This is a genomic window from Photobacterium sp. R1 (genome assembly GCF_054600795.1).
The window spans coordinates 86,251-106,401 of the sequence record NZ_BAAHZP010000012.1 but is presented as its reverse complement, the minus strand read 5'-3'; the positions used below and the strand labels follow the sequence as shown (position 1 = coordinate 106,401).

Annotated in this window: 20 protein-coding genes; 10 read left to right on the top strand and 10 right to left on the bottom strand. The window is 55.9% G+C overall.

Features of this window, described 5'->3' with window-relative positions; translation table 11 throughout:
• Positions 1–84: 84 nt before the first annotated feature.
• Positions 85–546 (bottom strand): transcriptional regulator AsnC, encoded by a 462-nt coding sequence (gene asnC / locus ACYP03_RS18435; RefSeq protein WP_036750916.1) that lies wholly within the window; start codon positions 544–546, stop codon positions 85–87.
• A gap of 115 nt (positions 547–661) precedes the next feature.
• Between asnC and ACYP03_RS18430 the strand changes: the two genes are divergently transcribed.
• The 3 genes from ACYP03_RS18430 to ACYP03_RS18420 all read left to right on the top strand — a co-directional run bounded on the left by ACYP03_RS18430 (position 662) and on the right by ACYP03_RS18420 (position 5,172).
• Complete coding sequence (locus ACYP03_RS18430; protein ID WP_248144631.1) at positions 662–3,799, top strand: bifunctional diguanylate cyclase/phosphodiesterase; 3,138 nt, start codon at positions 662–664, stop codon at positions 3,797–3,799.
• 133 nt (positions 3,800–3,932) lie between these two features.
• Positions 3,933–4,703, top strand: a complete 771-nt coding sequence (locus tag ACYP03_RS18425; RefSeq protein WP_459781521.1) for a class I SAM-dependent methyltransferase — start codon at positions 3,933–3,935, stop codon at positions 4,701–4,703.
• A 40-nt stretch (positions 4,704–4,743) separates the two neighbouring features.
• Positions 4,744–5,172, top strand: coding sequence for a hypothetical protein (locus tag ACYP03_RS18420; RefSeq protein WP_459781519.1), 429 nt, complete (start codon positions 4,744–4,746; stop codon positions 5,170–5,172).
• 374 nt (positions 5,173–5,546) lie between these two features.
• On the opposite strand, the gene ACYP03_RS18415 is transcribed toward ACYP03_RS18420, so the two are convergent.
• The 4 genes from ACYP03_RS18415 to hemC are packed head-to-tail and all read right to left on the bottom strand — an operon-like array spanning position 5,547 to position 9,589.
• Positions 5,547–6,734, bottom strand: coding sequence for a heme biosynthesis HemY N-terminal domain-containing protein (locus ACYP03_RS18415; RefSeq protein ID WP_248144634.1), 1,188 nt, complete (start codon positions 6,732–6,734; stop codon positions 5,547–5,549).
• A complete protein-coding gene (hemX, locus tag ACYP03_RS18410; RefSeq protein WP_459781516.1) occupies positions 6,731–7,900 on the bottom strand; it encodes a uroporphyrinogen-III C-methyltransferase in 1,170 nt (389 codons plus the stop codon). Before hemX ends, ACYP03_RS18415 begins: the two co-directional genes overlap by 4 nt.
• A gap of 4 nt (positions 7,901–7,904) precedes the next feature.
• The gene (locus ACYP03_RS18405) at positions 7,905–8,657 is read right to left on the bottom strand and encodes a uroporphyrinogen-III synthase (protein ID WP_330961626.1); all 753 of its coding nucleotides are present in this window, start codon (positions 8,655–8,657) and stop codon (positions 7,905–7,907) included.
• Positions 8,654–9,589, bottom strand: coding sequence for a hydroxymethylbilane synthase (gene hemC / locus ACYP03_RS18400; protein WP_248144637.1), 936 nt, complete (start codon positions 9,587–9,589; stop codon positions 8,654–8,656). The genes ACYP03_RS18405 and hemC overlap by 4 nt, the downstream gene beginning before the upstream one ends.
• Positions 9,590–9,978: 389 nt before the next feature.
• On the opposite strand from hemC, the gene ACYP03_RS18395 reads away from it, so the two are divergent.
• Entirely contained in the window at positions 9,979–12,567 is a 2,589-nt protein-coding gene (locus ACYP03_RS18395; protein ID WP_248144638.1) for a class I adenylate cyclase, read from the top strand.
• Between the two features lie 59 nt (positions 12,568–12,626).
• Here ACYP03_RS18395 and cyaY read toward each other — a convergent pair whose 3' ends face one another.
• A complete protein-coding gene (gene cyaY, locus ACYP03_RS18390; protein WP_248144639.1) occupies positions 12,627–12,938 on the bottom strand; it encodes an iron donor protein CyaY in 312 nt (103 codons plus the stop codon).
• Positions 12,939–13,014: 76 nt separating this feature from the next.
• Between cyaY and lptM the strand changes: the two genes are divergently transcribed.
• The 6 genes from lptM (at position 13,015) to yigB (ending at position 17,687) form a co-directional block, all read left to right on the top strand.
• Positions 13,015–13,134: an LPS translocon maturation chaperone LptM gene (lptM, locus tag ACYP03_RS18385; protein ID WP_248144640.1), complete on the top strand. Its 120-nt coding sequence runs from the start codon at positions 13,015–13,017 to the stop codon at positions 13,132–13,134.
• A gap of 28 nt (positions 13,135–13,162) precedes the next feature.
• The gene (lysA, locus tag ACYP03_RS18380; protein ID WP_248144641.1) at positions 13,163–14,413 is read left to right on the top strand and encodes a diaminopimelate decarboxylase; all 1,251 of its coding nucleotides are present in this window, start codon (positions 13,163–13,165) and stop codon (positions 14,411–14,413) included.
• 20 nt (positions 14,414–14,433) lie between these two features.
• Complete coding sequence (gene dapF, locus ACYP03_RS18375) at positions 14,434–15,264, top strand: diaminopimelate epimerase (protein ID WP_248144642.1); 831 nt, start codon at positions 14,434–14,436, stop codon at positions 15,262–15,264.
• A gap of 67 nt (positions 15,265–15,331) precedes the next feature.
• Entirely contained in the window at positions 15,332–16,039 is a 708-nt protein-coding gene (locus ACYP03_RS18370) for a DUF484 family protein (RefSeq protein ID WP_248144643.1), read from the top strand.
• Positions 16,036–16,944: a tyrosine recombinase XerC gene (xerC, locus tag ACYP03_RS18365; protein WP_459781508.1), complete on the top strand. Its 909-nt coding sequence runs from the start codon at positions 16,036–16,038 to the stop codon at positions 16,942–16,944. Before ACYP03_RS18370 ends, xerC begins: the two co-directional genes overlap by 4 nt.
• 26 nt (positions 16,945–16,970) lie before the next feature.
• Complete coding sequence (gene yigB / locus ACYP03_RS18360) at positions 16,971–17,687, top strand: 5-amino-6-(5-phospho-D-ribitylamino)uracil phosphatase YigB (protein ID WP_459781506.1); 717 nt, start codon at positions 16,971–16,973, stop codon at positions 17,685–17,687.
• A 2-nt stretch (positions 17,688–17,689) separates the two neighbouring features.
• On the opposite strand, the gene ACYP03_RS18355 is transcribed toward yigB, so the two are convergent.
• From ACYP03_RS18355 to ACYP03_RS18340, 4 genes are read right to left on the bottom strand one after another with little or no spacing between them, the layout of a single operon-like run.
• On the bottom strand, positions 17,690–18,148 hold the full coding sequence (locus ACYP03_RS18355; RefSeq protein WP_248144646.1) for a DoxX family protein: 459 nt from the start codon (positions 18,146–18,148) through the stop codon (positions 17,690–17,692).
• Between the two features lie 9 nt (positions 18,149–18,157).
• A complete protein-coding gene (locus tag ACYP03_RS18350) occupies positions 18,158–18,940 on the bottom strand; it encodes an HvfC/BufC family peptide modification chaperone (RefSeq protein ID WP_459781504.1) in 783 nt (260 codons plus the stop codon).
• Positions 18,921–19,790: an MNIO family bufferin maturase gene (gene bufB / locus ACYP03_RS18345; RefSeq protein ID WP_459781502.1), complete on the bottom strand. Its 870-nt coding sequence runs from the start codon at positions 19,788–19,790 to the stop codon at positions 18,921–18,923. The genes ACYP03_RS18350 and bufB overlap by 20 nt, the downstream gene beginning before the upstream one ends.
• Positions 19,787–20,050, bottom strand: a complete 264-nt coding sequence (locus ACYP03_RS18340) for a BufA1 family periplasmic bufferin-type metallophore (RefSeq protein ID WP_248144649.1) — start codon at positions 20,048–20,050, stop codon at positions 19,787–19,789. Before ACYP03_RS18340 ends, bufB begins: the two co-directional genes overlap by 4 nt.
• Positions 20,051–20,151: the final 101 nt, after the last annotated feature.

Sequence of the window (20,151 nt, the reverse complement as noted above, 5' to 3'; positions counted from 1 at the left end):
CCTGTTGTGAAAAGCGAGCCTGAGGGCTCGCTTTTTTGTTTGTGGCTGCTGAAGGCAGTATCGCGTCCCGGCGTTTGCCGTTGCTCAGGGTTTGACGTTACGGTTGATCGGATTTTGGAGCGAGATCAGGGTTTCTGTTGACTGAACTTCATCAATGGCCTGGAGTTTGTCGATCAGTACATACTGGAGTTCTTCAATCGAGCGGCACATCAGTTTGACGAAGATATTGTAGGCCCCGGTGGTGTAGTAGGCTTCAACCACTTCATCCAGCTCGTTCAGCTTGGCCAGTGCGGAGTGATAATCCCGGGCGGCGTTCAGATTGATACCAATAAAACAACAGACGTCATATCCCAGAAGCTTAGGGTTGATAATCACCTCAGTTCCAGTAATGATGTTTGCAGCGCGCATTTTTTCAACACGGACATGGACGGTGGCCGGGCTGACATGAAAGCGTTTTGCCATTTCGGCATAAGGGATCCGGGCATCATGCATCAGGGCATTCAGAATATCCCGATCTAAGTCATCCAGACGGGGTAGCGGGGTCATGGCATCTTTCCGTGGTAGTTCGCAACTACTGCATCATATACTGGCTTGCACTGTGACGCACGGTTTAGGATTGAAGAACAATCGCGACATTACCAAAGGATATCACTTTCTCTTCATGCGCTTAGTTCTCTTGTTGCTGGCATTGTGCCTGCCCAGGCTGGTGATGGCTGAGGCGAATGTGCTGGTGATCCATTCGTATCATCAGGGGATGCGCTGGACCGATGCCCAGCAGGATGGTCTGAGTGCCGCATTGCGTTCAACGGATATCCAGCTCCAGGTGGATTACATGGACAGCATGCGGTATCAGTCGCCCTGGTATCTGGATCAGCTGGTCGATTTGTATCAGGCGAAACTGAGCAGCGAGAAATTCGATGCCATTGTGGTGACGGACGACAATGCGTTGTGGCTGGCAAACCAGTTGGCGGCAGATATAGGCGAGACCCCGGTCCTGATCTCCGGAATTAACAAATATAAGCCCGAGAAACACGCCAACCTGTCCCATGTGGCCGGTATCCTCGAAGCGAACGATGTGTCAGCCAATATTCGCCTGGCACAGAGCGTCCAGCCGGATGTCTCGCGCTTTTATTTCATTACCGATAACACCGCCACCGGACGTGAACTCTGGCAGGATGCTCAGGAATATCTGATTCAGCATCCGGATATCCCGTATACCTACCTCAACCCGCATACCTTCGGGGAACTGTTCGATACCGTCAGTCAGCTGCCGCCGGATTCAGCCATTGTTTTCCTTAGCTACTATGTGGATGGCCAGGGTATTTTCATGCCCAGCCGTGAGATCATGCATACCCTGACCCGAAGGGCAAACGCGCCGGTTTATGTCTCCTACCGTTTTCTGCTCGACAGTGATGCGCTGGGCGGTGTGGTCAGCCGCGGGTATGATCAGGGGCTGATGCTGGGCCAGCTGCTCAGGCAGGTGCTCAATGGAACAGTGGCAGATTTTCCGGCGTTTCTGAGCAGCCCGCATCAGGCGATGCTGAATTATCCGGCGCTGAAACGCTGGAAAGTGAAAGTGGATCCGGAAGCAGTGCTCCTGGTAAATCGTCCGCCCAGCTGGTTTGACCGGTATGCCGGACAGGTCAGGCTGATCACGGCGGTGCTGGCAGTGCTGCTGTCGGTGATTTTGTTGTTAATTGTCATTATTCGCCGCTTACGCCGCAGCGAGCGCAAGCTCAATCAGAGCCGGACCCTGTTTGAAGGCGTCTTTGATCAGAGTTTCCAGTATATCGCGATTCTGACCCATCGCGGCCAGCTGAAGTCGGCCAATCTCGCACTGCAGGATTTGCTCGGGCGTTCAGTGATTAAATATGACTGTCCCTTCTGGGAGTGGGGCTGCTGGGAGCGCTCCGGCACAGAGCAGTTAAAGCAGTCGTTTCTGTCGGCCAGCCACAGTCAGCTGGTTCGCTTTGAAACCGGAATTAACAGCAGTGAGGACGGGATCCGTATTCTGGATATCTCGATCAAGCCGCTGCCGCAAACCGAGAAGGAAGAAGGTCAGCTGCTGCTGGAAGCCCGGGATGTGACGGCCAGGCATCATATGGAAGAAAAACTGCGTGAACGGGAGATCAGCTACCGGCTGCTCTACGAACAGCAGCCGGTGATCCTGCTGGCCATCAATCAGCATGGACGGGTTCAGTCAGTGAACCAGTTTGCGACTGAGCTGCTGGGCTACAGTAAGCGCGAAATGCTGGGCCATAAAGTGACCGACTTCTATCTGGATGATGCCGAAATTCCGCAGCACTTTATTTCAACCCATCCGGGGAAGGAAGAGCAGAGTGTCTGGCGTCGCCAGCTGCGCTATACCTGTGCCAGCGGCAAGGCAGTATGGATTCGTGAGACGATCCGCTCTTCACTGTCTCAGCATCAGTTGCTGCTGGTGGGAGAGGACATTACCAGTACCCGTGAGCTGGAAGCCAAACTGGAATATCAGGCCAACCATGACTACCTGACCAGCCTGTTCAACCGCAGCTACTTTGAGCGTCTGCTTGAATCTTCTCTGGCCGAAGCCAGAGAGAAAAGTGCCCGTCATGCCATGCTGTATATCGATCTGGACCAGTTTAAGGTGATTAATGATACGGCAGGCCATGAAGCGGGGGATGAAGCATTAAAACAGGTGGCCTGGCTGCTGCGTGGGATCATGCCGCATAAAGCGTCGCTGGCCCGGCTGGGCGGGGATGAATTTGCCATTATCCTCAGTCATTGCGAGGTTGAGGGGGCGCTGCGGCTGGGGGCCGAAATTCTCCAGTTGCTGGAAGAGAGCGAGTTTTACTGGCAGAACACCCGTTTCAGCCTCAGTGCTTCGATTGGTATCCGCCTGATTGATAACACCGCGGGTTCAACCCAGCAGGTGCATGCTCAGGCCGATACTGCCTGTTATGCCGCAAAAGACGAAGGGCGAAACCGTCTCCACCTTTACCGTCCGGATGATGAAGAGCTGCAGCGGCGGGAGCGGGAAATGGCTTATGTGAATCATATCCGGCGGGCGCTGGATGAGCGGCGCTTTGAGCTCTATGCGCAGACGATCGCGCCGCTGGCTCATCCGATGCCGGGCCATCACTATGAAATTCTGCTCCGGATGCGGAGCAGTGACGGGGCCATGATCCCGCCGGGTCTCTTTATGCCGGCGGCTGAACGTTACAATCTGGCCCATCTGATTGACCGCTACGTGGTCAGTGCCGCCCTCGACTGGCTGGAGGCTCATCCGGAAGCGGTGGCACCGCTTCAGTTGTGTTCCATCAATCTGTCGGGACAGTCGATGGGGAATCCGGACTTTGTGGACTTCCTGCTGACCCGGATCGGCCATTCTACGGTCCCGCCCAGCAAGTTGTGCCTGGAAATTACCGAAACGGCCGCAATCGGCAACATGAGTGAAGCCATCGAGCTGTTTACTCAGCTGAAATCACTGGGATGTCTGATCTCTCTGGATGATTTCGGTGCCGGGCTCTCTTCTTTTGGTTACCTCAAGCGTCTGCCGGTGGATTTAATCAAAATTGACGGCATGTTCGTGCGCGATATCGCCGATGACGAGGTGGATCTTGCCATGGTGACGGCCATCAATGATCTGGCCAAGAAAATGGGCAAGCAGACTGTGGCAGAATTTGTCGAAAACGAAGCGATTCTGGTTCGTCTGGAACAGCTGGGTGTGGACTATGGTCAGGGCTACCTCTTCGGCAAACCAATGCCGCTGCCGCAGCTGGTACACCGTCTGAATCAGGCCACCGAGGCGATATTGTAAGCCTGCCGCGAGACATCACCGCTGTTCGCTGGGTGCATGAAAAAGTGAACCATTTGCCTGCCCCGGTTGCTATAATCCGCAGCCGATATTGAAATCTGCCTGTCCGGTCAGGCGACCTTTTGCGGAGACACCCGTGCGCATCACCTTACTTTGTGACCAATCCGAGCGTCAGTCTGAGCTGACGGAACTGGCTGCCCGCTGGGGGCTGGAGCATGATCCTGAGGCTCAGTTTGCGCTGCACCTGACCGAAGAACGGCTGGAGCTGCTGAAACGGGATGAACCCAAACTGGGTGCCGTTTATGTGGATCTTGCAGGCGGGGCAGCGGCCCACCGGCGCAAATTCGGGGGTGGACGAGGACAGGCTATTGCGAAGGCCGTCGGTCTGAAAAGTGGTGTGACCCCAACGGTACTGGATGCCACGGCCGGGCTGGGTCGCGATGCCTTTGTACTGGCCTCGCTGGGCTGCCGGGTTCAGATGATTGAGCGGCACCCTGTGGTGGCAGCACTGCTTGAGGACGGATTACGTCGGGCTCAAGCTGATGCCGAAATTGGCGGCTGGGTCAGTGAACGGCTGAGTCTGCTGCATGCGACCAGTCAGGATGCACTGACTAATCTGATTGCGGATCCGGACTATATGGCGCCGGATGTGGTTTATCTGGATCCGATGTTTCCGCATAAGAAGAAGTCGGCGCTGGTGAAAAAAGAGATGCGGGTGTTTCAGAGTCTGGTCGGGGCTGATACGGATGCCGATCTGTTGCTGTCTCCGGCACTGGCGCTCGCGGCGAAACGGGTGGTCGTCAAGCGTCCGGATTATGCGCCCTGGCTGGATGAGCAGACACCTTCGACGGTGATTAGCACCAAGAAGAACCGCTTTGATGTCTATGTAAAAGCGGCCATGAAGTAAAACCTTGTCAGGCGAGATGGCGGCAGAGTGGAGAGAAGTCATGTCTAAGTCACTATGTAAATTCCGGCGCACGGAAATCAGTGCCAAAGCAGAGGCGATTGGTGAGCTGGTGAATCAGCCCCGCTATCTGTGTCGCAGTTGTGCCCGGGCTGCCAACGGGAAAGGGGCGCTGTGTAAGCCGATGCGTCTGCCTGAGTCGTCTGTTCAGTCTTTGCCGGTTACACCAGCCCTGACGGTTCCTGCGGTTGGTGAGCCGCTGGAATCCGGTGCCGTACTGAATTTATCAGCTCAGTTGCTGATGTCCGTGAAAGCCCGAAAGCTGGATAAAAAATTACGAAAACTGGCCAAGAAAAAGCGTCAGTACGAAAAGAAAAGCGAGGAAAAGCGGAAGAAGGCTGATAAATATCAGAAGAAAGCTGAGCTGGCTCAGCGGCAGTTTGATAAGCTGATATACAAGGCCAGCGCCTGAAAATCGCATAGATTTGAAACGCGTGGATTTGAAAAAAGAAAAGCCTCCGTTCCGGAGGCTTTTGTATTTTGGGGGATTGATGAATCTCAGGATTCTTTAATCAGTACCGCTGTCAGCAGGCAGGTAATGACTGCAACAACAATGCCGGAAACAATTAACCAAGGGAGCATAACCGTATTTCCATCTGTGAGTGCTCAAAGAGGCCACATTGAATATTTTTTAATTCATTCCATCAATAGCAAATATATAAGCTGAAATGGCTATTAACAGATGGATACAAAAGCGGATGAAATTCTGAGATTGTTTTACCGGATGGGACAAAAAAGCGCCAAAAATGGCGCTTTTTACATTTTGCAACAGATGTGTCTGAGCGGTTAAATTTTCGACGGCAGAGCCAGTGCCAGACCTTCCCGGGACAGGCGGTGGGCGGCGGCTTTGTCGTTCAGTTTCTCCAGCGTTTCTACCAGATAACTGTAATCGACCACGGTCGGGTGCAGCTCAATGGCTTTTTCCAGATGCGTCCGGGCTTCCGGGTATTTCCCTTCACGAAGATACAGCTGGCCCAGGGCACTGTGCGTCGTCGCATTGCCGCTGTCATAGCGGAGCAGATCCTGCAGTGTGACAATCGCGGGATGATAGTCCGTCAGCTTGAGAGTCGGCATCAGACTGATCAGTTGCGGCTCAATCTTTTTGCGCAGTGCTTCGCGAAGGACGGTATAGGCTTCGCTGTCGGCATTCCGGGCACACATTTCCCGAACAAAGCAGGCAACCAGCACCGGGTTTTGTCTGGCTTTGCGGTTCAGGCTGTTCCAGTGACCCATCAGACCGTCGCTGCCACTGTGCTGGGCGATTTGTGCCATCAGGCCGCATTCCGCTTTTTCCTGCAGTTTGTCGGCCTGTTCATCGCTCAGCGTGCTGTATTTTTTCAACGGCTGAATGAGACCGAGTAAGGCCGGCCAGTCTTCCAGCTCGAGGTAACACTGCTTCAGCAGTTCCAGCAGCAAGGGGTTACGCGGATGGGCGCTTTTCATATCCTGCAGCGTCGCCACGGCTTCTTCATACTGATGCTGACGGCATTGCAGGCGGGCACGGGTGAGGGCGACAGCCAGACTCTCGCTGTCCAGCTCAGAGGCCTGGCGCAGGTATTCGTCGCGCTGGTGCAGCTGACCCTGTCCCTGAGCGGCTTCGGCAGCGGCCAGGTAGTTCAGCAGCGGGGTGTCACTGTGACTGGCGGATTTGACCACCAGCTTTTCAGCCTGTTTCCAGTCTCCTTCCAGGACTTTGACCAGTCCGCTGGAAGTCAGCTGGCGGGCTTTCCGGCTTTGGCGGCCGGAGAACCAGCCGCGGGTAACGCTGCTCAGAGACAGCAGCCATTTAACCAGATTTTCCAGCAGGAAGAAGAGACCGAACAGCACAACGACCAGCAGGATTAACGTGGTCAGGCTCATTTCCAGGGTCTGATTGGCGGCAGAAATCAGGACATAGCCCTGATTGCCGGCCAGCATCGGGCCGAAAATCAGGCCGGCGATCAAGGCAACCACCAGCAGCAAAAGTTTAATCATGCCGGATTCTCCTCACCGTGGATTGGGGCGACCTGCTGGCGAATGCGCTTGCTGATGATATCTGACAGCTCAGACCTTGATTTCAGTGTCTTGGGGTAGCTGACCTGAATCTTCTGCTCTGCCAGCTCGTTCAGGGCCTGGATGAAACTCTGGGTTTTGGCATCGTCTGTTTTATAGAACTGGCTGGCCCAGTCTTTCGCCATGGTCAGTGAGGTCGTATAGAGCTCACCCTGTTCCCGGTAAACGGCTTTGATGGCGGTTTCGAGTTTGGATCTGATATTTTCCTGCAGGTAGAAATCCTGCTCCGGCGACAGCAGCGGTATCACGTTGCCATCCCGTTTGCGGTACGTGACGAAGTGCTCACTGAACTGTTTCAATGAGGTCATCAGGTTGGTTTTCCAGTCCGAAATGGACTCACTGACGCTGTCAGTCTGGGGCTGATCCAGGGATACCGGCACAATGGCGTTGGCCAGCGGCAGGCTCTCGATCTGATTCTGCAGGCTGGTCAGGCGAAGCACCAGACCGTCACGGTCAATCCGGGCGATGGATTTGAGCATGGTAATGTCATCACTCAGGGCTGTCCGCAGTTCGGTCAGGCTCGGATCATTGAGCTGTGCGATGCGGTTATCGGCAGACTCCAGCAATAAAGTGGCACTGGCAACGTCGTGCTCCAGCCAGAGTTTGCGGCCGGCCATCCGGGTCAGATAATCGGCCTCGGCCAGCAGCCAGTCGTTCGGGCGGCGTCCCTGAACTTCAGTCAGTGCGCGCTGTAATCCCTGAATATCGTTTTCCTGCTGACCCAGTCTGGTCTCCGCTGTGTCCAGGCTGGCCTGCACGGCAGCTTTGACGGACTGCTCGCTTTGTGACAGGGCGTTTTTCATCTCGCTGAGCTGACCGGTCAGTGCGGCCAGTTGTGCCTGTTGGGCCAGATTCTGCTGGTGGCCGTGGTAATAGAGCCCGCCGCCCAGCAAAATGACGAGGGCAATGGCGACCAGGCCGGTCTTACTGCCGGATTTGGCCGGGGCGCGTTGGGTCGGCTCTTGGGCTGGTCGACCTGACGCTTTGGGCTGGTTGTCGGCGTTTTTGGGGTTGTCCTTGGCGGTCGCTGCGGCATCAGACTGGTTGCCTGCCGTAGGGTGATCGTTATTGGTCTTCTTCTCAGTCATCCGTTTATCCCGTTGTGCCAGTTGTGCTTAGGGTAGTAAGCAATGCGTCATTACTGGCACTGCCTACCATGGTTATACAGCGAAAGCCGATGTCCTTGGCTTCCTTTGCTATACGCTCACTGGGAACCAGCAACCGGCACTGGCATAGCCATGGCCGGGCCTGTGCTGGCATCAACCGGTACAGAAAATCCAGTTGCTGGCCGCTGGTGACGACCAGGGTATCCACGTCCTGCTGTTGCCATTGGCGGAACAGTAAGTCTCCGTCCAGTGCCAGCCAGTGTCGCGCATAGGTTTCACAGTAAGATACCCTGGCCTGTCGTTCGACCAGCGTATCAAAAATCAGTTCACGGCCTCCGTTGCCCCGCAGAATCAGGACCCGGTGCCCGGCTGGCTGTGCCAGTTCAGGGAGTGCCAGCAAGCCCTCACTGTCTTCACGCGGCGGTGCCGTGACAGCCTGACCGCAGGCTTGGGCCAGTACATCGGCCGTTTGCCGGCCGACAGCCAGATAATGGGGCTGCTGCGGCCAGCTAATGCCTTGTTCTGTCAGATAAGTATGAGCCATTTTGACTGCATGGCTACTGACAGCAATCAGACAGTCTCCTTCTTGCAACGTCCGGAGCTGATCACCCAGCCCGGGGAGCCCGGCACCGGGAGCAATGGTCAGCAGCGGCTGTACCAGAGATGTGATTCCCTGATGTGCCAGAGCTTGTGCCAGTGCGTCGCCTTGCGGGGCCGGGCGGGTGATCAGGACTGTCATTCGGCGTCGTCGTATAGTCGGGTCAGAATTTCCCGGGCACCGCGTGACAGCAGTTCTTCTGCCAGCTGAGTTCCCAGACGCTCGGCATCGGCGATCGGGCCGCGGATTTCTCCCGCAACGATGTGGGTGCCGTCGGGTTCTCCCACCAGCGCCCGCAGCCAGATTTGATCGCCCTGTAGTTCGGCGTAGCTGCCGATCGGCACCTGACAGCCGCCTTCCAGACGGTTATTCATAGCGCGTTCACACAGGACTCGGGCCGTTGTGGATTCGTCGCTCAGGACGGCCAGCAGGTTCCGGATCCGGGTGTCGGCCAGACGGCATTCAATCCCGACTGCACCTTGTCCGACGGCAGGCAGGCTGACTTCCGGCTCCAGCGCACAGCGAATGCGGTCTTCCAGCTTCAGGCGCTTAAGCCCGGCACAGGCCAGAACGATGGCGTCGTATTCGCCTTCATCCAGTTTGCGCAGGCGGGTAGCGACGTTACCGCGCAGGGTTTTGATCTGCAGATCCGGGCGCCGGGCAAGCAGCTGGCACTGACGGCGCAGGCTGGAGGTGCCGACCACAGCGCCTTGCGGTAGTTCGTCTACGTGGGCGTACTGGTTGGAAACAAAGGCATCGCGCGGGTCTTCGCGCTCACAGATGGTGACCAGCCCCAGTCCTTCCGGGAATTCGACCGGAACGTCCTTCATAGAGTGGACGGCAATGTCGGCCCGGTCTTCCAGCATGGCTTGCTCCAGTTCTTTGACAAACAAGCCTTTGCCGCCCACTTTGGCCAGCGGGGTATCCAGAATGATGTCACCTTTGGTGACCATAGGCACCAGTTCAACGGTGATCCCTGGGTGGGCTTGTTCCAACGCCGCTTTGACATATTCTGCCTGCCAGAGGGCGAGCGGACTTTTGCGGGTGGCGATCCGGATAGGCTTCTCAGTCATACAATGGAGTCCATCTAATTGCTTTAAATACACTAATCGTACCACTCCGGCACGGGTAAGGTAATGTAGATGTTGTGACCAGTGCGGTGAAGCGCTTTTGTCTGGTTCTGTGATATCGCAACTGTGATATGCTTCACATTCCGGTGTGTGATCTGCATTCCAAACTCGGGAGCGCTGGCGATTTTTATTCATTGTACTATTTTGTGGTGATATTGAACGGACTTGCACAGCCAGCGCCTGACCATCATCTGAATCAACCTTACTGACTTTACGGATTGCCCAAAAACTGTTAGATTGATCACGTTTTTGCTCACAGATGGCTCACAGACTGCCCTATCGATGACAAGATTCGGGCCGCGCTGGATGCTGGTAGCTCTTGGAAGAGTAATTTGCAAAATTATATTCATACGTTAATTGGCAGGCTGGATACACATAACCAGCGTCGGGTCGAGCGTGCCCGGCTGGCCATGAATGCACAGTCGGAGCAGGTCTTCAGTCTGTTGCCTGTGCTATTGCATGTGAACCATCCCGCTTTGCCTGGCTTCCAGGATGCCGAGGTGCCGCAGGGCATTGCCTCTTTTGTTCCTTCTTCTCTTCAGATTTCCCTGATCCGTGAGCAATTCGGTTTCGATCTTTCGTCTTTTGGTGCTCAGGAAGCCGCAGACGGCGATATTCTGGGCCTGTATGCCATGGGCAGCACGGCGTCACTGGGGCAGAGTCTGACCAGCGATCTGGATATCTGGGTCTGCATTCGTACCCGGATGCCGGTGGAGGAGCGCGAAGCGCTGATCGCCAAATGCAAGGCGGTGTCCGACTGGGCGATGATTCAGGGGGTTGAGGCCAACTTTTTCCTGATCGACGATAACCGTTTCCGCGATAACTGTTCCGATGCCCTGAGCGGGGATAACTGCGGCTCCAGTCAGCATCTGTTGTTACTGGACGAATTTTACCGTTCTGCCGTCCATCTCGCCGGCCAGCGTTTCCTGTGGTACCTGGTCCCGCCGGAGATGGAAGAATGCTATGACGATTACGTCGACTACCTTGCCAGCAGCGGCTACATCAATCGTGACGAATGGATCGATTTTGGTGGCCTGACCCGAATTCCCGCGGAAGAGTATTTCGGTTCCAGCCTGTGGCATCTGTATAAGAGCATCGATTCGCCGTATAAGTCGGTGCTGAAGGCGATTCTGCTGGAGGCTTACTCCTGCGAATACCCGCACACGCAACTGCTGAGTGTTGACGGAAAACGCCGCTTCTTCTCGGAGCACTCCTCACACTATGCGATGGATGCTTATTATCTGATGCTGGAAAAGGTGACCCGCTATCTGGAGCGGATTCACGATCACCGCCGGCTGGATCTGGTCCGTCGCTGTTTTTATCTCAAAACGCACGAAAAGCTGACCCGTGAGCCCGGCGCGGGCTCCGTGGCCTGGCGTCGTGAAGTGCTGGCTGAGCTGTCTTCGGAATGGCAATGGTCACAGGAAGTTCTGGCGGAACTGGATAACCGCCGGAACTGGAAAGTTGAGCTGGTGAAACGGGCGCACAACGAGCTGCTCGATGCCCTGATGCTCAGCTACCGGAACCTGATTCTGTTTGCCCGCCGCAACGACATTACCTCGTCAATCAGTCCGGAAGATATCAGTATTCTGGCCCGGAAACTGTATGCGGCTTTTGAGGTGCTGCCGGGTAAGGTGACTTTGCTCAATCCGCAGATTTCTCCGGATCTCCACGAAGGCGATCTGACCTTTATTCAGGTCCCGGCCGGGCGCACCAACACAGCAGGCTGGTATCTCTACAAGCAGCCGCTGGATCCGTTTGCCATTCTGGGCCAGCCATCGCTGGAGCATAACCGTTACCTGAGCAAACTGGTGTCCTGGGCGTATTTCAACGGTCTGCTGACCGAGACGACAAATCTTCATGCTGTGGTCCGTGATTCGGCGATGGATATCGATAAGCTGTATCAGCTGGTGAGCGATATCCGCAACACCTTCTCGATTCGCCGTCCCAAGCCCAGCCTGAGCGCGCTGTCCAGTCCGTGTGAGATCCGTCAGTTGGGAATATTTATCAACCTGGAGCAGGATCCGACCGAGGAACTGAAAAGCCGGGCCGTGAAGTTTGACTTCAAAAATACCGATATTTTCAGCTTTGGTCCTGAGCAGGCCTGTCTGGTGGGCAGTGTCGATCTGGTGTACCGGAACTCCTGGAATGAAGTGCGGACGCTGAACTTCAAAGGCGAAAATGCCATGATGGATGCCCTGAAGACGATTCTCAGCAAAATGCACCAGGACGCGATCCCGCCGGAGTCGGTGGATGTGTTCTGTTACAGCAAGCATATGCGCGGGATGATCCGGAATCTGGTGTATCAGCTGGTGGCGGAATGCATTGAGATGCGTCTGATGCCGGTCGAGCAGCAGGAAAAACAGCGCCGCTTTAAAGCAATCCGTATCGGCAGTCAGACCCATGGTCTGTTCTTCGAGCGCCGCGGGGTATCCGTGCAGAAACTGGAAAACTCCGTCGATTTTTATCGCTGTATTTCCAGTAACAAGCTGATGGGTTCCGCCAGTGTGGTAATGGGGAAAATGGATGAACCTCATCCGCCGTCAATCGTGGATGCCTATGCCAGCGAAGGGCTGATCCAGTTTTTCTTTGAAGACTGTGAGAATGACGGATTCAATATCTACATTCTCGATGAAACCAACCGCATTGAAGTGTACCGCCAGTGCAGTGGCAACATGGATGAGATGGTGCACGGGGTAAACCGTTTTTATACCTCGGCGCATGACAGGTTCAGCTACAGCTCGAACTTCATCAACTTCAACCTGCCGCAGTTTTACCATATCGTGTACAGCGCTGAAGGTGAATGTCAGGTCCTGCCGTATAAAAGCGGGTATCAGGCTGAGCGCCGGATGGCGGCGGATAGTGAAAACGGCTTGTCGGAACCGGATTCCGGCAAGGGCGGTCATCTGAGTCTTTCCTGAACTCCTCTCTATCGATAATTCCGGCGCGTATGCACTGTCAGCTGACGCGCCGGAGACTGTTACCAGTCGACTTTCTCTTCTGCATGCAGTGAACATTCCCGCTTGATCAGCGAAATCAGTTCTTCATCACTGCGGGTGCAGTGCCAGATGCCGTCGTTATACTTGAAGTGGTAACCGCCTGATTTGGATGCAACCCAGATCTCATGGAGTGGTTCCTGGCGGTTGATGACGATCTGACTGCGGTTTTCAAACTCCAGAGTCAGTACATTGCCGGTCGTTTCATACTCGATATCTGCACCGGACTGGTCGATGCCTTCTTCGATATGCATCAGTACCTGATCAGCCAGTTTATGAAATTCAGTATCGTTCATCCTGTTAGTCCTATTGCTTTTCCTAGTGTGGGTGCGATTATAGAGGGCATTGCAATCATTATCACTGGCTTTGAAAATGCGTAAAGGTTTAATCACAACATTTATCCTGACCGTGCTGACGCTGGCAGGCTGTGGCCAGAGCGGCCCGCTGTATATGCCGGCCGATGACACCCAGAACAACGAACAAACCGAATAACCGCGGCCATAACAGGGAAGAGATCACATTGGATTATTTTAATTATCAGCAAGACGGTCAGCTATACGCCGAAGAGATTGCCCTCACTGATTTGGCTGAACGTTTTGGCACCCCGCTTTATGTCTACTCCCGTGCAACGCTGGAACGCCACTGGCGTGCCTTTGACAGTGCGGCGGCGGACCATCCGCATTTAGTCTGTTATGCCGTGAAGGCCAACTCCAACCTGGGTGTGCTGAATATTCTGGCGCGACTGGGCTCCGGCTTTGATATCGTTTCTGTGGGTGAACTGGAGCGGGTGATTGCCGCGGGCGGTGATGCGGCGAAAGTGGTGTTTTCCGGGGTCGGTAAAACGGCGGCGGAAATGCGCCGGGCGCTGGAACTGGACATTAAGTGTTTCAATGTAGAGTCCGAACCTGAGCTGGAGCGTCTGAACCAGGTCGCGGCGGAGATGGGCAAGATTGCGCCGGTCTCGCTGCGGATCAACCCGGATGTTGATGCGAAAACCCACCCGTATATTTCCACCGGTCTGCGTGACAACAAGTTCGGGATTGCCTTTGACCGGGCACCGGAAGTGTACCGTCTGGCACACAGTCTGCCGAATCTGAACGTGATTGGGATGGACTGCCATATCGGTTCGCAGCTGACGGAGATGGCGCCTTTCATTGATGCCACGGATCGCCTGCTGGCGCTGATCGATACCCTGAAAGCAGAAGGCATCGTGATCAAGCACCTGGATGTTGGTGGTGGTCTGGGCGTGACCTACAGTAATGAGCAGCCGCCGCTGCCGTCAGACTACGCGAAGGCGCTGCTGGAGCGGCTGGAAAATCATATGGATCTGGAACTGATTTTTGAGCCGGGCCGTGCAATTGCTGCCAATGCCGGTGTGCTGGTCAGCCGGGTGGAATACCTTAAGCATACGGAACACAAAAATTTCGCGATTGTCGATGCGGCCATGAACGATCTGATCCGCCCGACCCTCTATCACGCCTGGCAGGAAATTGTGCCTGTGGTGCCGCGTGACGGGGAGCCGATGGAATATGATTTTGTGGGCCCGATTTGCGAAACCGGAGACTACATTGGTAAAGAACGACTGCTGAAACTGGAACCGGGCGATCTGGTGGCCGTGCGTTCTGCCGGTGCTTATGGTTTTGTGATGTCTTCAAACTACAACACCCGTCCGCGGGTGGCGGAAATCATGGTGGATGGCGATCAGGCGCATGTGGTGCGTGAGCGCGAGACCCTGAGCCAGCTGTGGCAGTCTGAACACCTGTTGCCTTAACCCGGAACGAGAGAACGCCGATGCAGTTTCAATTTTCCAAGATGCATGGTCTGGGCAATGATTTCATGGTCGTTGACTGTGTTACCCAGAACATCTTCTTTTCACCGGACGCAATCCGGCGTCTGGCAGATCGGCATCGCGGGGTCGGTTTTGACCAGTTACTGGTCGTGGAACCGCCTTATGATCCCGAGACGGACTTCCACTACCGTATTTTCAATGCGGATGGCAGCGAAGTCTCGCAGTGTGGCAACGGTGCCCGTTGCTTTGCCCGCTTTGTGTCGATGAAGGGGCTGACCAACAAATACCGGATTTCGGTCAGTACCAAGTCCGGCAAAATGATGTTGCAGCTGGAAAACGACAATCAGGTGACGGTGAATATGGGATTGCCTGAGTTTACTCCGGAAAAGATCCCGTTTTCAGCCAAACAGGAAGAGAAAACCTATATCCTCCGGGCTGAAAATAATACGATCTTCTGCGGCGCAGTCAGTATGGGAAATCCGCACTGTGTGACCGTGGTCGATGACGTCGATACCGCTGAAGTCGAAACGCTGGGCCCTTTGCTGGAAAGCCATGAACGTTTCCCGGAGCGGGTGAATGTCGGTTTCATGCAGGTGCTGTCGCGCTCTGCCATCCGACTGCGGGTTTATGAGCGGGGTGCCGGGGAAACACAGGCCTGCGGCAGTGGTGCCTGTGCGGCAGTGGCGATTGGTCAGCGGCAGGGGCTGCTGGACAGCAACGTCACGGTCAGCCTGCCGGGCGGGGACCTGCACATTCGCTGGGCTGGTGATGACCAGCCGCTGTATATGACCGGACCGGTCGCCCATGTGTTTGATGGTCAGCTCACTCTCTGAACCAGAGTGACTGGCAAGTTGCCGGCGGCGGCTGAAGCCTACGCCGAGCCTAACCAAACCAAGAGATATGACGGATATTAACCAACTGGATCAATCCCCGGTTGACGACGAGGCCGCACCGCTGAACCAAGAGGCGGTGGTGGCCTTTTTAGCATCAAACCCGGATTTTTTTCTGCACCAGCCCGAATTGCTGGAGCAGCTGCGACTGCCTCATCCGGAGCGCGGTACGGTGTCGCTGGTGGAGCGGCAGATGGAACGCCTGCGCCATAAAGTCGCTGAGCTGGAAAAGCAGATCGATACCATGATGGTGGTGGCTGCCAGCAACAGTACTTTGTTTGCCTCATTTGCCCAGGCGCAGCAGCGGCTGTTTCAGACCCACAATATTTATCAGGCTCTCAGTGTGCTGACTGAGCTGGCAGTTGAGCTGGATCTGAGCGTGAGCGTGCGGCTGTTCGACAGTCTGGATAATAAACTTTATCTGAGCCGGCAAGCCTTTGAGGGATTTCGCCGCGCCCGCTTTAACCCGCGGGGTGTTTATCTGGGCCGATTGCGCAAAGCAGAGAGTGAGCTGTTGTTTCACCAGCCGCCTCAGCTGGGCTCTTTTGTGGTGCTGCCGCTGGGCGAGCCGGAGCGGCCGGATGGGATCCTGAGTTTTGCCAGCCGGGACGGCGGCCACTTTCAGCCGGATATGGATACCCTGTTTGTCGAACAGATGGCCGGGGTACTGGCGCGTTTAATCCGGCACTGGGAATACAGCCGGGAGGTGATTGAGTGAGTTTGCCCGCCAGTCTGACCAAATCGCTGGAACGTTTTTACGAGTACCTGCGCAGTGAGCGCGAGCTGAGCCTGCACACCCAGCAGAACTACAAGCGTCAGCTGACGACTGTGGCCGAACAGTTATGCGAGCTGGGCGTGTCAGACTGGACGTCGGTGGATGCCGGCTGGGTTCGTCAGGTCGCCAGCAAAGGGATGCGTGACGGCCTCAAGGCCAGCAGTCTGGCCATGCGGCTGTCGGCTCTGCGCAGCTTTCTTGATTATCTGGTGCATCAGGGCGAGATCAAAGCCAATCCGGCCAAAGGGGTTTCGGCGCCGCGGAAATCCCGTCCGCTGCCAAAGAATCTAGATGTCGATGAAATGGATCAGTTGCTCAGCGTGGACGAAAACGACCCGCTGTCGGTGCGCGACCGCGCGATCATGGAACTGATGTACGGGGCAGGACTGCGCTTGTCAGAACTGGTCGGGCTGAATGTCAAAGACATCAGTCTGAGCAAAGGCGACCTGCGGGTGATTGGTAAAGGGGACAAAGAGCGGATCGTTCCTTTTGCGGGTCAGGCCCGGGAATGGGTCGGGATCTGGCTGAAAGTCAGAGGCCAGTTAGCTGCACCCGGTGAACCGGCGTTGTTCGTTTCCAAACTGGGTCAGCGGATCTCAAACCGTAATGTTCAGAAGCGGATGGCAGAATGGGGCCAGAAACAGGCCGTCTCGAGCCATATTAATCCGCACAAACTGCGCCACAGTTTTGCCACTCATATGCTGGAATCAAGCGGTGACCTGCGGGCGGTGCAGGAATTGCTCGGCCACGCGAATCTCAGCACCACACAGATCTACACCCATCTGGATTTCCAGCATCTGGCGAAGGTGTACGATCAGGCCCATCCCCGGGCCAAAAAACGTAAATAAGTCCAGGCAGGAAAGGAGCCGTTGTCATGCAGTTTTACCGTAGTTTTCGTTCGCCCAAGGCGATGACCTTCGATCTGGACGATACCCTGTACGACAACCATCCGGTGATCCTGCGGGCAGAACAGGCGATGCACGACTGGCTTGCGGCTTCGCATCCGGTCGCCCGCGATCTGACCCCGGCGGACTGGCAGCGGCTCAAGTTCCGGCTGGCGAAGGAGAATCCGATGCTGCGTCATGACGTGACGGCCTGGCGACGGGAAATGCTGCGGACCGGACTGATGCAGCTGGGTTATTCTGCGCAGCAGGCAAGTGCCGCCAGTGAGGAAGGGCTCAGTGTGGTACTGACGGTGCGCAATCAGGTCGATGTGCCGGCGCTGACCCACACGGTGTTGGGTGAGCTGGCAACCCGGGTGCCGCTGCTGGCGATTACCAACGGCAACGTGGATGCCGATAAGATTGGTCTGGGTCAGTATTTTTCCCGGGTGCTGGTAGCGGGCCGCGATGGTCTGTCGAAGCCGGAGCCGGATTTGTTTCTGCAGGCACAGGCTCTGCTGGGCGTGGCGCCGCAGGATATCCTCCATGTCGGCGACCATCTGGAGACCGATGTCGGCGGTGCCCGGCGCTGTGGTTTTCAGGCCTGTTGGCTGAACGATCAGCACCGGGAAATGCGTCAGGAAACAAAAGCCAAGTGGTTGCCGGACGTTGAAATTCACACGCTGGATCAGTTGCTGACGCTGGTCTGAATTTATTCCATCAGACGGCTGGGTTTGCGTGCCCGGCCGGTCAGATGATCGAGCGACAGCAGACCCGCCCCCCAGAACACATTCACCAGCAGCATCATGCCCCACAGCTGGTGGTCAAAGAATCCTTTCTCCCACAGCAGCGGATAAGAGACCACCGCAATCATATTGAAGATGAACAGCAGCAGTGCCATCGGGCGGGTCAGCAGACCCAGCGCCAGAAAAACGGGCACAATCAGTTCGGTTGCTGTACCCAGATAGGCCGCGATTCGCCAGGGGATCAGCGGGACCTGATACTCGTATTCAAACAGATAGAGGGTACTGTCCCAGCTTTGGAACTTCAGCATTCCGGCATTGAAAAACACCCAGGCGACCCACAACCGGGTCAGCAGGAGCAGTAACGGGGTAATGGGTGTCAGCGCCCGGCTGAACTGGGTATCGATGTCTTTAATCAGATAAAACATATCAGTCCCTCAGTTTGATGCTTCTGTGTCATCAGGATAGCGGATATTGATAAACACCTGCTGCGAAATCAGTTCGCCCAGCAGCGCCAGCATCTCCGGGGTGGCCTGGCTCAGTGGTCGATGTTGTCGGGTCAGTTCGACCAGCGCCGTGCCTGCCGCTGTGGTGGTGATCACCCTGGGGCCGGACAACACGATGGCCGATTGCGGCTGTCGAATGTCCAGACGCTCCAGCGTGTCCAGATCATCGTCGCGAATCGCCTGCCACAATTGAGCAACCGCATAGTCACTGTCGAGCAGCCCGCAGCCGGGATTCGGAACCAGCCGAGCCTGTGCCAGCCGTGCTTCAGTCAGACCTTGCAGTTTCTCCAGCGGGAAATCCTGTCCGGACGGCGTGAGCAGCGCAGCCCGGTCCACCAGCCATTCCAGCCGGGCCAGATCGGCCAGATACGGGACCGACTGGTGCAGTGCCTCCTGTGCGGCGATGGTGTTCTCAAGGCCGCATCCGTAATGGCTCACATCGCCCTGTTCAAGCGGGACTGTCAGAATGTGTTGCCGGGCCAGTGCGGAAAAACATGCTACTCCGACGACGGCTTTCACGGCCGGGTAGGTGGCTTCCAGCACTTCGGTCAGGCTGATAATGAAATTGTTGCGGTAGATCTGGAGTTGCTGTTCGGCACGCAAGGCATGTGGCGTGATGTGATCCGTGATTTCGCTGGGCTGGTAATGCAGGGCCCGGGCAAAGCTGGTTTGCAGTGTTGCCAGATCCGGCCCGTCAGGCTTGACGGCATTCATGCGAGACCTCCTGTGCTGTTTCGCGCAGGATCTGCCGGGCCTTGTCCGCTTCGCCGAGCAGAACCGCCAGCGGCGGAATGTCGAGATCCCATTCAATCAGGGTCGGGACGGCGCCGTGCTGACGGACCCAGTCGCGATATAGCTGCCACACCGGTTCGCTGACCGGGCGGCTGTGGGTGTCAATCCAAATCTCGCCCTGATCCAGTTTCCGGACCGTAAAACCGGCCAGATGAATTTCCTTCACCGCAGCCGGGTTGATGGCGTCGAGATAGGCCCTGCACTCAAAGCCGTGGTTAAAGCTGCTGACATAAATGTTGTTGAGATCGAGCAGCAGTCCGCAGCCGGTCTGTTGCTGGACCAGGCTCAGAAAATCCCATTCCGTATAGTCAGCATGACGGAAGCTGAGATAGCTCGACGGGTTTTCTATCAGTAGCTGGCGTCCGAGAGTGTCCTGGACCTGCGAGACTTTGTCGCAGACCACGTTCAGGGCTTCTTCGGTATATGGGATGGGCAATAAGTCGTTCAGGTACTGGCCGTTGACGGAACTCCAACTCAGGTGATCAGAGACAGCCATGGGGCAGAGGTCATCAACCAGATGCCTGAGCTGGGTCAGGTGACGGCGGTTGAGTGGATCGGCAGACCCCAGAGATAAGCCAATGCCGTGACAGCTGATCGGGAACTGTTCAGCAATCTGGCTGAGGGTCTGGCGTGCCGGACTCTCTGGGTTGAAGTAGTTTTCGCTGTGGACTTCCAGCCAGCCGACCGGAGGCTGTGCCATGTCGCGAAAAAGAGTCAGGTGGGGGGCTCTCAGGCCAACCCCAACCTGCTGAAAGGCGCAATCATTGGTCATGATTTGCTGCTTTGGGTGCTGCCGCCAGCCAGACGATCACACAGGCCTTTGGGCACCATGATAAATGCATCTTTCTGACCGTCCATTTTGGCGGTTCCGGCACAGGAGCCGGTTTTGGTGGCGCAGTCATTCTTTCCGGCTTTGGCGACGCCATAACATTTTTCTTTCGCACCGCTGTCAGCTGCGACGGCAGGGGCAGTACCAGCCAGGATCAGCAGGCCAGAGACAGCGGTGGCTAAGGCGAGATTGCTCTTTTTCATCATCATTCCTCTTGATATCAGACAGTTCAAATGTTGCGGTTTTCGAGCGTTAGTCCTGGAAGCTGAGGTGAAACGCATCAGGTGCTCTTACCCACTATAGA

Bases quoted from the DNA above. Each gene is read 5' to 3' on its own strand.
- asnC (WP_036750916.1), bottom strand. From the start codon at position 546: ATGACCCCGCTACCCCGTCTGGATGACTTAGATCGGGATATTCTGAAT.
- ACYP03_RS18430 (WP_248144631.1), top strand. From the start codon at position 662: ATGCGCTTAGTTCTCTTGTTGCTGGCATTGTGCCTGCCCAGGCTGGTG.
- ACYP03_RS18420 (WP_459781519.1), top strand. From the start codon at position 4,744: ATGTCTAAGTCACTATGTAAATTCCGGCGCACGGAAATCAGTGCCAAA.
- ACYP03_RS18415 (WP_248144634.1), bottom strand. From the start codon at position 6,734: ATGATTAAACTTTTGCTGCTGGTGGTTGCCTTGATCGCCGGCCTGATT.
- hemX (WP_459781516.1), bottom strand. From the start codon at position 7,900: ATGACTGAGAAGAAGACCAATAACGATCACCCTACGGCAGGCAACCAG.
- ACYP03_RS18405 (WP_330961626.1), bottom strand. From the start codon at position 8,657: ATGACAGTCCTGATCACCCGCCCGGCCCCGCAAGGCGACGCACTGGCA.
- hemC (WP_248144637.1), bottom strand. From the start codon at position 9,589: ATGACTGAGAAGCCTATCCGGATCGCCACCCGCAAAAGTCCGCTCGCC.
- cyaY (WP_248144639.1), bottom strand. From the start codon at position 12,938: ATGAACGATACTGAATTTCATAAACTGGCTGATCAGGTACTGATGCAT.
- lptM (WP_248144640.1), top strand. From the start codon at position 13,015: ATGCGTAAAGGTTTAATCACAACATTTATCCTGACCGTGCTGACGCTG.
- dapF (WP_248144642.1), top strand. From the start codon at position 14,434: ATGCAGTTTCAATTTTCCAAGATGCATGGTCTGGGCAATGATTTCATG.
- ACYP03_RS18370 (WP_248144643.1), top strand. From the start codon at position 15,332: ATGACGGATATTAACCAACTGGATCAATCCCCGGTTGACGACGAGGCC.
- yigB (WP_459781506.1), top strand. From the start codon at position 16,971: ATGCAGTTTTACCGTAGTTTTCGTTCGCCCAAGGCGATGACCTTCGAT.
- ACYP03_RS18355 (WP_248144646.1), bottom strand. From the start codon at position 18,148: ATGTTTTATCTGATTAAAGACATCGATACCCAGTTCAGCCGGGCGCTG.
- ACYP03_RS18350 (WP_459781504.1), bottom strand. From the start codon at position 18,940: ATGAATGCCGTCAAGCCTGACGGGCCGGATCTGGCAACACTGCAAACC.
- bufB (WP_459781502.1), bottom strand. From the start codon at position 19,790: ATGACCAATGATTGCGCCTTTCAGCAGGTTGGGGTTGGCCTGAGAGCC.
- ACYP03_RS18340 (WP_248144649.1), bottom strand. From the start codon at position 20,050: ATGAAAAAGAGCAATCTCGCCTTAGCCACCGCTGTCTCTGGCCTGCTG.